Origin of the sequence: Pseudodonghicola xiamenensis DSM 18339, from assembly GCF_000429365.1 — a bacterium.
GTDB classification, from domain to species: Bacteria; Pseudomonadota; Alphaproteobacteria; order Rhodobacterales; family Rhodobacteraceae; genus Pseudodonghicola; species Pseudodonghicola xiamenensis.
Window position 1 is genome coordinate 117,971 of the sequence record NZ_AUBS01000006.1, and the last position, 13,490, is coordinate 131,460.

Consider the following 13,490-nt stretch of genomic DNA (forward strand, 5'->3'; position numbering starts at 1 on the left):
CCCATCCCCAGCTTTCCGGATCAGAAGTCCAGGTTCGACACGTTCAGCGCGTTCTGCTGGATGAATTCGCGCCGCGGCTCCACCACATCGCCCATCAGCTTGGTGAAGATATCGTCGGCCTCGGTCATATCGTTGATCTTGACCTGGAGCAGGGTCCGCGCCTCCGGGTCCAGCGTGGTTTCCCACAGCTGTTCCGGGTTCATCTCGCCCAGCCCCTTGTAACGCTGCAACGTCAGCCCCTTTTCCCCTTCTTCGAGGATCGCGCTCAACAACCCCAGCGGCCCATAGATCACCTGGGCGCGGTCCTTGCGCACCAACTGCGCGGCCTGACCATAAATCTCCTGCAACGACTCCGTGAAGGTGCTGCCGGTACGGCGCGCCTCACCGGATCGCAGCATCGGGCCATCCAGCGTGCGAACCTCTTCGACCCCGCGCAGAATCCGTGCCAGACGAATACCCTTGTCCTGGGTGATCCGCCCTTGCCAGCCCTTCTCGTATTCCTGCGCGATCAGATCGAGCCGTGCGGCCACCCGATCGGCCACCCCCTGCAAATCGGCATCCACGGCGCCCGGCACAAAGGCGCCCGCGATCGCGGCCTGTTCCAGAATGTGACGCGGGTAATGGGTCGGGAAGGCCTCGAGCACCCGGCGCAACTGCCGCGCCTCCTCGACCACGCGGGCCAGATCGGCACCGACAAGCTCCTCACCAGTGCCCAGTTTCAGCACCGCCCCCTCGACGCCCTGATGGATCAGGTAATCATCCAGCGCCGCCTGGTCCTTTAGGTAGACCTCGGATTTGCCGCGCGCGACCTTATAGAGCGGCGGCTGCGCGATATAGAGGTATCCACCCTCGATCAGCTCAGGCATCTGCCGATAGAAGAAGGTCAAGAGCAGCGTCCGGATGTGGGCACCGTCGACGTCGGCATCGGTCATGATGACGATCTTGTGGTAACGCAGCTTGTCGATATTGAACTCGTCCCGGCCGATCCCGGTACCAAGCGCCATCACCAAGTTACCGATCTCCTGCGAGCTCAGCATCTTGTCGAACCGCGCCCGTTCCACGTTCAGGATCTTGCCGCGCAGCGGCAGGATCGCCTGGGTCCGCCGGTCCCGCCCGGTCTGGGCCGAGCCACCGGCCGAATCCCCTTCGACCAGGAAGACTTCGGTCTTCGAGGGGTCCTTTTCCGAACAATCCTTCAGCTTGCCGGCCAGGAAGTTCACATCCATCGCCGTCTTGCGCCGGGTCAGCTCGCGCGCCTTGCGCGCCGCTTCCCGCGCCAGCGCCGCCTCGATGATCTTGCCGACGATGACCTTGGCCTCTGCCGGGTGTTCCTCGAACCATTCGGACAGCTTCTCGCTGACCAGATTCTCCACCGCCGGCCGCACTTCCGAACTGACCAGCTTGTCCTTCGTCTGACTGGAGAACTTCGGATCCGGCACTTTCACCGACAGCACGCAGGTCAGCCCCTCGCGGGCATCGTCGCCGGTGAAATTGACCTTCTCCTTCTTGGCGATACCGCTTTCCTGCGCGTATTTCGTCAGGGTCCGGGTCAACGCGCCACGGAACCCCGCCAGGTGGGTGCCGCCATCGCGCTGCGGGATGTTGTTGGTAAAGGGCAGCACCGTCTCGTGATAGCTGTCGTTCCACCACATCGCGACCTCGATACCGATGTCGTCGCGCTCACCGGTGATATAGATCGGATCGGCCATCATCGCGGTCTTGGACCGGTCGATATACTTGACGAATTCCTTGACGCCGCCCTCGTAATGCAGCTCTGCCCGCAGCGGTTCCGCCGGGCGTTCGTCTTCCAGCAGGATCCGCACGCCGGAATTCAGGAACGCCAGTTCGCGCAGGCGCTTTTCCAGCGTCTCGAAGGAATAGTCGAGGTTCGAGAATGTCTCGGTCGAGGCCAGAAATCGCACCTCGGTGCCGGTGCGGTCGCCACAATCGCCCACCACCTTCAGATGTTCGGTGCAATCGCCATGTTCGAACCGTGCGACATGCTCCTTGCCATTGCGCCAGATGCGCAGCTCCAGCCAGACCGACAGGGCGTTCACCACCGACACGCCGACCCCGTGCAGACCGCCCGAGACCTTGTAGGAATTGCTGTCGAACTTCCCGCCAGCGTGAAGCTGGGTCATGATGACCTCAGCCGCCGAAACCCCCTCTTCGGGGTGGATATCGACCGGGATGCCGCGGCCATTGTCCTGCACCGAAACGCTGGAATCCGCATGGATCTTGACCGACACGATATCGGCATGACCGGCAAGCGCCTCGTCGATGCCGTTGTCGACGACCTCATAGACCATGTGATGCAGACCGGAGCCGTCATCGGTGTCGCCGATATACATGCCCGGACGTTTGCGGACAGCCTCCAAGCCTTTGAGAACCTTAATGGATTCAGCGCCGTACTCGTTGGGCTGCTGCGCGGTGTCGGACATGCTCGTTTCCCGTGGTTATTTTGCTGAGTATATAGGCTTTTCTGGGGGGATTGTCACGCGGCTGACACAAGATTTAGCGGTCCGCCGCGGCCCCTCGCCGTCAGGTGAAAGGCAGGATCAGCGCCACTGCGATCAGCAACCCGCCGGCGCCCAGATTCATCCGCCGGATCGCCCGCGGCGTGCCCAGAATCCGGCGCATCCGGTCGATGACCAAGGCGAACCCGAGGTTGCCGATCAGCGGCACCGCCACCGAAAGCACCACGATCGCCACGATGTCGGGACGCGTCACCGCCCCCAGATCGAAAAACCCCGGCAAGACCCCCATGTAGAACAGGATCGCCTTGGGGTTGCCCAGGATCACCATGACGCCGGCCAGAAACCCGGCCCATCGCCCCGGCCGGGTCAGCCGGCCGTTGGTCTGAATTTCGGAATTGGCATGACGGATCGCCATCCAGCCCATGAACAGGAACACCGCAGAGGCCACCCAGCGCAGCACCACCAGGATGGCACCATATTCCGACACCAGCCAGGCCATGCCGACGACAGCGAGAAAGGGCCAGACGACATCCCCGACCGCCACGCCGAACGCCAATGGCCAGGCCGAGGCGAAGCCACCCGAAACACCCCGTGCCACCATCGCCAGCCAGACCGGCCCCGGCGTCAGGAACAAGATCAGCAGCGCCCCCGAATAAAGCACCATATCCCAGATCGACAGGGTCATTCGGCCTCCGGTACGGCAATCGTGACAGCGCCGTCCTCGCCCAGATGCCAGAAGGGATTCATCGCCAGTTCCCAGACATGGCCGTCGGGATCGGCAAAATACCCGGAATAGCCGCCCCAGAACACCTTTTCCGGCGCCTTCAACCCGGTCGCCCCGGCCTCGAGCGCAGCGGCAAAAGCGGTATCGACCTCTGGCTCGGAGGCGAAATTCTGTGCCAGAGTGATCGCTCCCGTACCCAGCTCCGTACCCGGACGTCCCTGATCCGCGGCCAGCGCGGTACGGCCGAACAAGCCCAGCACCTGACCGTTCAACTGATAGAACACCACTCCCTCGGTCGCTTCCGCCGGCTTCCAGCCCAAAGCGGCATAGAAGGCTTTCGATCGCTCCAGATCCGCGACCCCAAGGGTGATCGCTGTCACACGTTGCGGCGTCATGGCTGCTCCCTTCGCTCCACATGGCTTTCGCCGGCCTCTTCGGTCACCTCCAGATACTGCGCGCGTGCACCCAGTTCGGCAAACAGCTCCGGACCGGTCCCGGTCATCCAGGCCTGCGCCCCCAACGCGCAGATCTCGTCATAAAGCGCCGCCCGACGCCCCGCGTCCAGATGCGCAGCCACCTCATCCAACAAAAGGATCGGCGCCGCTGCGTCACGTGCCGCCAATGCCCGCGCATTCGCCAGTATCAACGACACCAAAAGCGCTTTCTGCTCGCCAGTGGAACACTCCCGCGCCGCCACATCCTTGGCGGCATAGACCGCGTGCAAATCGGCACGATGGGGGCCGATCAGCGTCCTCCCCGCCTGCAGGTCCCGCCCCCGCCCCGCGGCCAACGCCGCGCGCAGCTCCGCCTCCGACCCGGACAGCTCGCCCTCAGCCTGCACCAGCGTCAGCTCTGCAGTCGGAAAAGCGGTCTCCGCCCCCGCCTGCGCTACCACAAGTTCGGCCAGCGCGGAGCGACGTGCCTGATCTATCCGATGCCCGGCCTCAGCCATCTGACTTTCCAGCGCCGCGTACCAATGGGCATCTCGCACCTGATCCTTCAACAGCCGATTGCGTTCCCGCATCGCCTTCTCATAAATCAGCGAGGCCTCTGCATGGCCGGGATCGAAGCTCATCACCATGCGGTCCAGAAACCTCCGCCGCCCCTCGGCGGCCTCGATCCACAGCCGGTCCATCGCCGGCACCAGCCAGACCACCCGCGACACCCGGCCCAGATCGACCTGGCTTGCCGCCTTACCGTCGATCCGCACCTGACGCGCGGCCCCCTCCTCCGACCATGTCTCGATCTCATGGACCCGGCCCGACAGCCGCAGCACCCCGCTCAGCTTCCAGCCCAAGGCCTCGGGCCGGCGTGCCATTTCCGCCGCCGCCGCGCGCCGCAGCCCACGCCCCGGCGAAAACATCGACACCGCCTCCAGGATGTTGGTCTTGCCGGCGCCATTGGGCCCATAAATGGCAACCGGCCGCCCGTCGCCCGCGATCTGCGCGCGCCGGTGCGACCGGAAATGTGACAAGGTCAGGTCGGTCAGGGCCAAAGACATGCCGGCCCCTTCTTCTCGTTCAAAATACGGCCGCCGGAGGCATCGCGCGTCAGCGCGATCACACCCGCATCGGCATCACGACATAGACCGCGCTCAGGTCGTTGCCTTCACGCATCAGGGTCGGATCGCCCGAGGAGTTGAACAGGAACACCGCGTTCTCGCGATCCACCTGGCTAGCGATCTCCAGCAGATATTTGGCGTTGAAACCGATCTCCAACCGCTCGTCGGCATAAGCGACGGCCAGTTCCTCCTCCGCCGCACCGCTATCCGGCGCATTGACCGACAACACCAGCCGATCCTCGTCCAGTTGCAGCTTCACCGCGCGGGAGCGCTCCGAACTCACCGTCGCCACCCGATCCACTGCCTTGGCAAAATCGGCCGCATCCACCTCAAGCCGGCGGGTATTGTTCTGCGGGATCACCCGCGAATAGTCCGGGAAGGTGCCGTCGATCACCTTCGAGGTCAGCGTGATGGTCGGGGTGGCAAAACGCACCTTGGTTTCAGACACCGAGACCGCAATGTCCTGCTCGTCATCATCCAGCAGCTTGCGCAGTTCGCCCACGGTCTTGCGCGGCACAATGACGCCCGGCATGTCCTCGGCACCGGCCGGCAAATCGGCGTCGATCCGCGCCAGACGGTGGCCATCGGTGGCAACGCAGCGCAGCACCTTCTGCCCATCGGCCTCGGTCACATGCATGTAGACACCGTTCAGATAATAACGGGTCTCTTCGGTGGAAATCGCGAATTTCGACTTGTCGAACAGGCGCCGCAACACAGCGGCATTAGCCGAGAAATTCGACTGATATTCCGATGAGGCCATCACCGGGAAATCTTCCTTCGGCAGCGTGGCGAGCGAGAAGTTCGACCGCCCGGCCTCGACCGTCAGCCGCCCGGCGGCGGGATCGGCCGTCAGCGTCACCAGCGCCCCATCGGGCAGCTTGCGCACGATCTCATGCAGAGTGGTGGCGGCAACCGTGGTGGCGCCCGCGCGTTCGACCTGAGCAGGCGCCTTGTCGACCACTTCGATATCCAGATCGGTGGCGCGGAAGCTGGCGGTATCGCCTTCGGCCTCGATCAGCACATTGGCCAGGATCGGAATGGTGTTGCGGCGCTCCACCACCGACTGCGCCTGCGCCACGGCCTTCAGAAGTGTGCCGCGCTCAATGCTGATCTTCATGTCCCTTCACCCTCCGCATCTGCCGGGAAGGGCACACTAGCCGTTCGCCCCTGCGGCACAAGGTTTTTCTGGTATTTCATCGTCAGAAGTTGTCGGTCGGAATGCCCGGGGCGTCAAGGCCCCCGGGGGCATTCCCGGACCCCCAGTTCAGGATTGCCTCCCGCTGCCCGCGATCGCGACAATCAAAAAGAAAGCGGGCGGCCCCGCAGGAGCCGCCCGTCAGATACGATCGCCCAGCACCACGCAGCACCACGCCGAGCGTGACCGGGATCTCAGGCCTCCAGCGCGCGGCGCAGGATTTCCACGTCCTCGGCGATTTGACCGTCGGTGGTCTTCAGCTCCTCGATCCGGCGCACACCATGCATCACAGTGGTGTGGTCGCGGCCTCCGAAACGACGACCGATTTCCGGCAAGGACCGGCTGGTGAGCTGTTTGCACAGATACATCGCCACCTGCCGCGGCCGCGCGTAGGAGCGCAGGCGCTTTGGCCCGATGATGTCGCTGAGCCGGATGTTGTAATAATCCGAAACCTTGCGCTGAATCTCCTCGATGGTGATCTTGCGCTCCGAGGCGCGCAGCACATCGGCCAGACAGTCCTGGGTCAGCTCCATGTCGATCTCGCGCCCGACCAGCGAGGCAAAGGCGAACAGACGGGTCAGCGCCCCTTCGAGCACGCGCACGTTGGTGCTGATCCGCTGAGCGAGGAATTCCAGCACGCCGTCGGCGATCTTCAGGTCGGGATAGGAAAGCCGATACTGCTGCACCTTGGTCTGCAAGATGCCCAGCCGCAGTTCGTAATCGGTCGGATGCAGATCAACCACCAGACCGCATTGCAGCCGCGATTTCACCCGATCTTCCAGATCCTTGATCTCGCCCGGGGCGCGGTCGGCCGAGATGATGATCTGCTTGTTCTGATCCACCAGCGCGTTGAAGGTGTGAAAGAATTCCTCCTGCGTGGAATCCTTGCCGGCGATGAACTGGACGTCATCCACCATCAGCACGTCGACCGACCGAAACAGATGCTTGAAATCCATCATCTTGCGTTCGCGCAGCGCCTGAACGAAGCGGTACATAAACTGTTCCGCCGACAGATAGAGCACATTCAACTCTGGCCGCTTGGCGCGCAGCTCCCAGGCGATGGCGTGCATCAGGTGGGTCTTACCCAGACCCACGCCACCATAAAGAACCAGCGGATTGAAGGTCACAGGGCCACCTTCACTGACCCGGCGGGCAGCCGCATGGGCCAGTTCGTTCGGCTTGCCGACGACAAAGGTGTCGAAGGTGAAACGAGCGTCCAGCGGCGCGGCCTGCAGCGCCTCGACCACGTTATCGGGCTCGGTCTCGGACTGAGTGCCGGGATAATGCACTTCAGCCGCTGCCGGCGCGGTTTCGACCTCGGCCATCGGAGCCGGAGCTGCCACGGCCGCGGGGCGGGTCACGGCATTGGCCGCAACCCGAAAGGCGAGTCGCTGCACCGAGGCGCCCGACATCGTCAATTCGTAAAGGATCAGGTCAGAAAAGTTCTGATTAACGTAATTGCCCATGAAGCTGGTCGGAACATTAAATACCGCAACCCCATCCTGAAGCTCGGCGAATTCCAGCGGCTCGATCCAGGTCTTATAGTTATTCTGACCGACCGTTTTCAAAAGCCGTTGTCTTAGTTGTCCCCATTTTTCTTGCGTCATCCAGCGCCTCATATCCCGTACTTCGGCCTTGCAGCCTGTTCATATCATTGACCAGGTTTCCCCGGCAGGATTCACGTCACAGGACATTGATGCACCTGCCGGGCACACGGCAGGCGTCATCCTCCATATGGACGACATTGCAGTACGTCAGGAATCAGCAAACAAATCACCCGTCTCCGGATGGGACACACCCTACCGTACCGCTATGCACTCATTGTCATGACAGGGCCACGCCACCAGTGCGAAACTGATGCACAGCAGGTCCAGAAGCTTTGGATAAATTCCAAAACCCCTCGACGAAATGTCTCGAGTCAGCCCGATGCCCGTCGGTCCGTCACGAAACCAGCCTGTCCCCCCAAGCGAGTGAATCGCATAGATAGGGATACCAAGTCCCGACCGAGAGCGGCAATGAAACTATGATGTTGACTCTGCCTTTCGCCACAAAGAATCTCTCGTCGTTGCGGAAAGCCACAGGGCGCCGGAACAACGCGAAAAGGCGCTGCGAAACGCAACGCCTTTACACAAAACACTTTTAAATTGAATGCTGCGAGCGCTTAGCCCAGAGCCTTCACCCGGGACGACAGGCGGGACATTTTCCGCGATGCGGTGTTCTTGTGGAACACGCCCTTGGTGACGCCGCGCATCAGCTCGGGCTGAGCCTCACGCAGAGCGGCTTCTGCTGCGCTCTTGTCGCCGGAAGCGATCGCTTCCTCGACCTTGCGCAGGTAGGTGCGGATACGCGAGCGGCGCGCTTTGTTGACAGCGAAACGGGTCTCGTTCTGACGGGCGCGTTTCTTGGACTGGGGCGTATTAGCCATGGATTCGGACCTTTTCGGGTTCGGTTACGTCAATAAGCGCATGGGCCAAACCCGAGCTCCGATCCCGGGCCTCGGCCCTCCGGATAGAGTGATTCTGGCCAGAGCGGGCCTCACACGCATGTATAGCGGCGCTGAATATTCTCTTTGTCCGCTATTGCCAAGCCCCAAAAAACAGGGGCCCGGCCATCGCAGGAAACAAGCCCTACGGCGTCTTGCACGACAGCCACGCGCCGGAACCGGCGCGCCCAGGCTTCACTTATCGCGGAACTGCGGCTGACGTTTTTCCAGGAAGGCGCCCATGCCCTCTTTCTGATCTTCGGTGGCAAACATCGAATGGAACACCCGGCGCTCGAACAACATGCCTTCGGCCAGGGTGGTTTCGAACGACCGGTTGACCGATTCCTTCGCCGCCAGAACCGAGGGCATCGACTTTTCGGAGATCTTCTGCGCCGCGCCCATCGCCTCTTCGATCAGCTTCTTGGCAGGCACCACGCGGCTGACCAGCCCCGAACGCTCCGCTTCTTCGGCGTCCATGAAACGGCCGGTCAGGTTCATGTCCATCGCCTTGGCCTTGCCCACCGCGCGGGTCAACCGCTGGGTGCCACCCATGCCGGCGATCACACCCAGGTTAATCTCGGGCTGGCCGAATTTGGCGGTCTCCGCGGCGATGATGAAATCGCAGGCCATCGCCAATTCACAGCCGCCGCCCAGGGCATAGCCCGCCACGGCGGCAATCACCGGCTTGCGAGTCCCGGCGATCTGGTCGATCGCATCGGCAAAGAGGTTTTCAGTGAAGACGTCGACAAAGCTCTTTTCCGACATCTCCTTGATGTCGGCGCCTGCGGCAAAGGCCTTTTCCGACCCGGTGATGATGACGCAACGCACCTTGTCGTTGCCATCCGCATCCGCCAACGCCCGGCAGAGTTCCCCCAACAATTGGGAGTTCAGCGCGTTCAAAGCCTCGGGGCGGTTCAGCTTGATGAGGGCGACGTGGTCGTCCACTTCGACGTTGATCGTCTCAAAGGCCATGTGCATTTGCTCTCGATTGTTCCCGTTCGCTGAGATTCCTTACCACGCAAGCGCCGTGGTTCAAGTTATCTTTGGCAGGAGGGGCAATAGAACGTCGATCGCCCCGACTGCACCTTGCGGTTGATCGTGTCATTGCATCCCGGGGTGTGGCAGGGTTCGCCCTCGCGCCCGTAGACATCAAAAGAGTGCTGGAAATATCCAAGCTCTCCATCGGCTTGGCGGAAATCCTTCAGAGACGAGCCGCCGGCAGCGATGGCCCGCTCCAGCACATCGCGAATCGCCGGAACCAGGCTTGCGACCCGGGCCGCGGAAATCTGCCCGGCCTTGCGCAGGGGCGAGATGCCGCAACGGAACAGCGCCTCGCAGACATAGATATTGCCAAGCCCGGCGACGATTCCCTGATCCAGCAGCGCCGATTTGACCGGCGTGTTCTTGCCCCGGAAGGCCGCGATCAGATAGGCCTCGTCGAATTCGTTGCCCAGGGGTTCGGGGCCCAGGACCGACAGCAGCTTGTGCTGATCGGCCGTTGCCGTCTGCATCAGATCCATCGCCCCGAAGCGGCGCGGATCGTTGAAGGTGATGCGGGCGCCACTTTCCATGTGAAAGACCACGTGATCGTGTTTCTGCACCGCCGGGTGATCATGCACGAACCGCCCCAGCGGATCGCCCGATACCGTCATCCGCCCCGACATGCCCAGATGCACCAGCAGCGTCTCGCCCGAGTCCAGATCACCCAACAGGTATTTCGACCGCCGCCGCAGTTGCAGAATACGCCGCCCCGTCAGCCGTTCCGCCATCCGCTCGGGGAAGGGCCAACGCAAATCCGGGCGATTCACCTCGACTTTCGCCATCACCTGCCCCTCCATCACCGGGGCCAGACCGCGACGAACCGTCTCGACTTCAGGTAATTCCGGCATTCTGTCGCTCCTGATCCACCGGGCCGCATTGTGCCTGCCCGCGCGCGCCTTATAACAAGGGCGGATCGCAAGGAACGGCAAGACCCCATGGCAGACCAGACGGACAAGACAACCCACTTCGGATTTCAGACCGTGCCCGAGGCCGAAAAGGCCGGACGCGTGCAGGGCGTGTTCAACTCGGTCGCGTCGAAATACGACATCATGAACGATGTGATGAGCGTCGGCATCCACCGGGTCTGGAAGGACGCGATGATGGATTGGCTGGCGCCGCGCCCCGGTCAGCGTCTGCTGGACGTGGCAGGCGGCACCGGCGACATCTCGTTCCGCTTCCTGCACCGCGCGGGCCATGGCCATGCCACCGTGCTCGACCTGACCGAACCCATGCTGATCGAGGGCCGCAAGCGGGCCGAGGCCTCGCAAATGGCCGACAGCCTCGATTGGGTGGTGGGCGACGCCATGGCACTGCCCTTCGCCGACAATACCTTCGACGTCTACACGATCAGTTTCGGCATCCGGAACGTGACCCGGCCGCAGGATGCCCTGGCCGAGGCTTACCGCGTTCTCAAGCCCGGCGGCCGGCTGATGGTGCTGGAGTTCAGCCAGCTCCCCAACCCGGGGCTGCAAAAGCTCTATGACCTCTACAGTTTCAACGTCATCCCGCGGATGGGGAAACTGATCGCCAATGATTACGACAGCTATCAGTATCTGGTCGAATCGATCCGCAAGTTCCCCGATCAGGACACCTTCCTGTCGATGATCCGCACCGCTGGCTTCGACAATGCAAAATACCGCAACCTGTCGATGGGCATCGCTGCACTGCATTCGGGCTGGAAACTGTGAGGGGCCCGCATAACATCTGGCGCCTGATCCGCACCGGCGCCACGCTGGAGCGAACCGGCGCCATGGGCGTGGTGCTCGATGCCTTCGAGGCGCCGCGCGCCCTGCGGGTCGTCGCCCACGCCCTCGGCAAGCCCTTCATGTGGCTGGGCTACAAGGGCGATCCCGAAATGCCGCCCGCCACCCGCGCACTGACTGCGCTGGGACCGGCCTATATCAAGTTTGGCCAAGTGCTCTCGACCCGCCCCGATGTGGTCGGCGGCGATCTGGCCCAGCAGCTCCGGGTGCTGCAGGATCAGCTCCCCCCCTTCCCCCGCGCCGTCGCCAAGGCCGAGATCGAGAAAGAACTGGGTGTTTCGGTCGATCAGGTGTTCTCGGAGTTCTCCGAACCGATCGCAGCGGCCTCGATTGCCCAGGTGCACCGCGCCCGACTGGCCGAGACCGGCCAGGACGTCGCCGTCAAGGTGCTGCGTCCGGGCATCGAACGCGCCTTCCGCCGCGATGTCGACGCCTTCTATTTCGCCGCCCGGATTGTCGAACTCTTTGCCCCGGGCGCCCGGCGCCTCAGGCCGATGGATGTGATCACCCATTTCGACGGCGTGGTTCGCGGCGAACTGGACCTGCGACTGGAAAGCGCCTCGGCCTCGGAATTCGCCGCCAATACGGCCGATGACCCGGGGTTTCGCGTGCCCGCGATCCAATGGGGGCTTTCGGCCCGGCGGGTGATGACATTGGGCTGGGCCGACGGCATCGCGCTCGGGGATAACGATGCGCTGGACGCCGCCGGACTGGACCGCGCCATGCTGGGCGAACGGGTGCTGACGCTGTTCCTCAGCCACGCTCTGCGCGACGGCTTCTTCCACGCTGACATGCATCAGGGCAATCTCAAGGTCTGCCGCGACGGCGATATCATCGCCTATGACTTCGGCATCATGGGCCATATCGACGAATACACCCGCCGGGTCTATGCCGAGATCCTCTATGGCTTCATCCGCCGCGATTACAAACGCGTGGCTGAAGTGCATTTCGAGGCAGGCTATGTTCCCGCCGATCGCGATGTCGATGAATTCGCCCGCGCGCTGCGCGCCGTAGGCGAACCGATCTTCGGCATGGACGCCACCCATATCTCGATGGGCCGGCTGCTCTCCTATCTCTTCGAGGTGACCGAACGCTTCGGGATGGAGACACGGACCGAACTGATCCTGCTGCAACGCACCATGGTGGTGGTCGAAGGGGTGTCACGCTCGCTCAATCCCCACATCAACATCTGGGAAGTCGCCAAGCCGGTGGTCGAGGATTACATCAAGCAATCCATCGGCCCGCGTGCGGTACTGAATGATCTGGTCAAGACCGCCAAGGTCATGGGCCGCTTCGGCCCGCGTCTGCCCGGCCTGGTGGAGGCGGCGCTGATCGCCCAGACCCACCCGGCCCCCACCCCCGCCAAGACGCGCTGGGGCACGATCCTTGCCGCCGGGTTCGCCGGCCTCGCCCTTGGCGCGGCACTGGCCTCGGCGCTGACCCTGATCCTCGACTGATCAGGCCCGGCGCAGGGCGGCCAAGGCTGCCTGCCCCAAAATAAGTGCCCCGGCGCCACCGATCACTGCGGCGGCGCCGCAATTCAGCCGCCGCAGCGCAGCGGGTCGCCCCAGCAACCGGCGCGCCCGCCCGGCCAGAAGCGCATAGGGCAAGAGGACCGCATAGAGGATCACCAGCGTCAGCGCCGCCAACCCGGCCCATTCGCCAACCCCCACCTTGCTCAGATCCATCGCCGTGGGCAACAACGCCAGATAGAACACGATCGTCTTGGGGTTGCCCAGTGTCACCGTGAACCCGGCCAGAAAGGCCCGCCCTCCGCGGCGTGCCCGCAGCGCGTGCACCTCGGTCAGCCCGCCGCGGCTGGTCCAGAAGACCCAAGCGATATAAAGCAGATAAGCACCGCCCAGCAGCTTCACCAGCAAAAAGGCCCCGGCAAAGACCTGCGCCACCGCCGCCAGCCCGGCAACCGCGACAGTCAGATAGACCAAATCCCCCAACGCGATGCCCGACAGGAAAAACACCGCGGTCCGCGTGCCGCTCCCCAGCGCCTGCCCCACCAGCGCCGCGATTCCGGGGCCCGGAATCACAGCAGCAATCGACAAGGCCGCTGCATAGGCCAGAAAGGGGGCTATCATGTCCATGATACGTGACTCCTTTGCTGCGCACCCGGGCCGGCGCGCCTATCTGCACAAAAAAAGGGGGCGCATCTTTTGCGCCCCTGGCCTTTTCCCGGTCTTTTTCTGGCTGAAAATATCCTCGGGGGGCCGAGGGCGAAGCCCCTGCCCGGCA

General features: G+C 63.1%; 12 protein-coding genes. 2 read left to right on the forward strand and 10 right to left on the reverse strand.

Features of this window, described 5'->3' with window-relative positions; all coding sequences use genetic code 11:
* Positions 1 to 20: 20 nt before the first annotated feature.
* The 9 genes from gyrB to mutM all read right to left on the reverse strand — a co-directional run bounded on the left by gyrB (position 21) and on the right by mutM (position 10,328).
* The gene (gene gyrB / locus G455_RS0109240; protein WP_028093447.1) at positions 21 to 2,441 is read right to left on the reverse strand and encodes a DNA topoisomerase (ATP-hydrolyzing) subunit B; all 2,421 of its coding nucleotides are present in this window, start codon (positions 2,439 to 2,441) and stop codon (positions 21 to 23) included.
* Positions 2,442 to 2,541: 100 nt separating this feature from the next.
* Positions 2,542 to 3,162: a LysE family translocator gene (locus G455_RS0109245; RefSeq protein ID WP_028093448.1), complete on the reverse strand. Its 621-nt coding sequence runs from the start codon at positions 3,160 to 3,162 to the stop codon at positions 2,542 to 2,544.
* Positions 3,159 to 3,596, reverse strand: coding sequence for a VOC family protein (locus tag G455_RS0109250; protein ID WP_028093449.1), 438 nt, complete (start codon positions 3,594 to 3,596; stop codon positions 3,159 to 3,161). The genes G455_RS0109245 and G455_RS0109250 overlap by 4 nt, the downstream gene beginning before the upstream one ends.
* Entirely contained in the window at positions 3,593 to 4,702 is a 1,110-nt protein-coding gene (gene recF, locus G455_RS0109255) for a DNA replication/repair protein RecF (protein ID WP_028093450.1), read from the reverse strand. Before recF ends, G455_RS0109250 begins: the two co-directional genes overlap by 4 nt.
* A gap of 58 nt (positions 4,703 to 4,760) precedes the next feature.
* Positions 4,761 to 5,879, reverse strand: a complete 1,119-nt coding sequence (gene dnaN / locus G455_RS0109260; protein WP_028093451.1) for a DNA polymerase III subunit beta — start codon at positions 5,877 to 5,879, stop codon at positions 4,761 to 4,763.
* Between the two features lie 272 nt (positions 5,880 to 6,151).
* Positions 6,152 to 7,564, reverse strand: coding sequence for a chromosomal replication initiator protein DnaA (dnaA, locus tag G455_RS0109265; protein ID WP_028093452.1), 1,413 nt, complete (start codon positions 7,562 to 7,564; stop codon positions 6,152 to 6,154).
* A 554-nt stretch (positions 7,565 to 8,118) separates the two neighbouring features.
* On the reverse strand, positions 8,119 to 8,382 hold the full coding sequence (gene rpsT / locus G455_RS0109270) for a 30S ribosomal protein S20 (protein WP_028093453.1): 264 nt from the start codon (positions 8,380 to 8,382) through the stop codon (positions 8,119 to 8,121).
* Positions 8,383 to 8,634: 252 nt separating this feature from the next.
* Positions 8,635 to 9,411: an enoyl-CoA hydratase gene (locus G455_RS0109275; protein WP_028093454.1), complete on the reverse strand. Its 777-nt coding sequence runs from the start codon at positions 9,409 to 9,411 to the stop codon at positions 8,635 to 8,637.
* 65 nt (positions 9,412 to 9,476) lie between these two features.
* Entirely contained in the window at positions 9,477 to 10,328 is an 852-nt protein-coding gene (gene mutM / locus G455_RS0109280; protein ID WP_028093455.1) for a bifunctional DNA-formamidopyrimidine glycosylase/DNA-(apurinic or apyrimidinic site) lyase, read from the reverse strand.
* 87 nt (positions 10,329 to 10,415) lie between these two features.
* On the opposite strand from mutM, the gene ubiE reads away from it, so the two are divergent.
* Both ubiE and ubiB read left to right on the forward strand, forming a co-directional pair.
* A complete protein-coding gene (gene ubiE, locus G455_RS0109285; protein ID WP_028093456.1) occupies positions 10,416 to 11,168 on the forward strand; it encodes a bifunctional demethylmenaquinone methyltransferase/2-methoxy-6-polyprenyl-1,4-benzoquinol methylase UbiE in 753 nt (250 codons plus the stop codon).
* The gene (ubiB, locus tag G455_RS0109290; protein ID WP_028093457.1) at positions 11,165 to 12,700 is read left to right on the forward strand and encodes a 2-polyprenylphenol 6-hydroxylase; all 1,536 of its coding nucleotides are present in this window, start codon (positions 11,165 to 11,167) and stop codon (positions 12,698 to 12,700) included. Before ubiE ends, ubiB begins: the two co-directional genes overlap by 4 nt.
* Here ubiB and G455_RS0109295 read toward each other — a convergent pair whose 3' ends face one another.
* Positions 12,701 to 13,342 carry a LysE family translocator gene (locus G455_RS0109295; protein WP_035366476.1) on the reverse strand — a complete coding sequence of 214 codons (642 nt, stop codon included), beginning with the start codon at positions 13,340 to 13,342 and terminating at the stop codon, positions 12,701 to 12,703.
* Positions 13,343 to 13,490 lie beyond the last annotated feature (148 nt).

Excerpts from the sequence above, each read along its gene's own strand:
- gyrB (WP_028093447.1), bottom strand. The coding sequence starts at position 2,441 with ATGTCCGACACCGCGCAGCAGCCCAACGAGTACGGCGCTGAATCCATT.
- G455_RS0109245 (WP_028093448.1), bottom strand. The coding sequence starts at position 3,162 with ATGACCCTGTCGATCTGGGATATGGTGCTTTATTCGGGGGCGCTGCTG.
- G455_RS0109250 (WP_028093449.1), bottom strand. The coding sequence starts at position 3,596 with ATGACGCCGCAACGTGTGACAGCGATCACCCTTGGGGTCGCGGATCTG.
- recF (WP_028093450.1), bottom strand. The coding sequence starts at position 4,702 with ATGTCTTTGGCCCTGACCGACCTGACCTTGTCACATTTCCGGTCGCAC.
- dnaN (WP_028093451.1), bottom strand. The coding sequence starts at position 5,879 with ATGAAGATCAGCATTGAGCGCGGCACACTTCTGAAGGCCGTGGCGCAG.
- dnaA (WP_028093452.1), bottom strand. The coding sequence starts at position 7,564 with ATGACGCAAGAAAAATGGGGACAACTAAGACAACGGCTTTTGAAAACG.
- rpsT (WP_028093453.1), bottom strand. The coding sequence starts at position 8,382 with ATGGCTAATACGCCCCAGTCCAAGAAACGCGCCCGTCAGAACGAGACC.
- G455_RS0109275 (WP_028093454.1), bottom strand. The coding sequence starts at position 9,411 with ATGGCCTTTGAGACGATCAACGTCGAAGTGGACGACCACGTCGCCCTC.
- mutM (WP_028093455.1), bottom strand. The coding sequence starts at position 10,328 with ATGCCGGAATTACCTGAAGTCGAGACGGTTCGTCGCGGTCTGGCCCCG.
- ubiE (WP_028093456.1), top strand. The coding sequence starts at position 10,416 with ATGGCAGACCAGACGGACAAGACAACCCACTTCGGATTTCAGACCGTG.
- G455_RS0109295 (WP_035366476.1), bottom strand. The coding sequence starts at position 13,342 with ATGGACATGATAGCCCCCTTTCTGGCCTATGCAGCGGCCTTGTCGATT.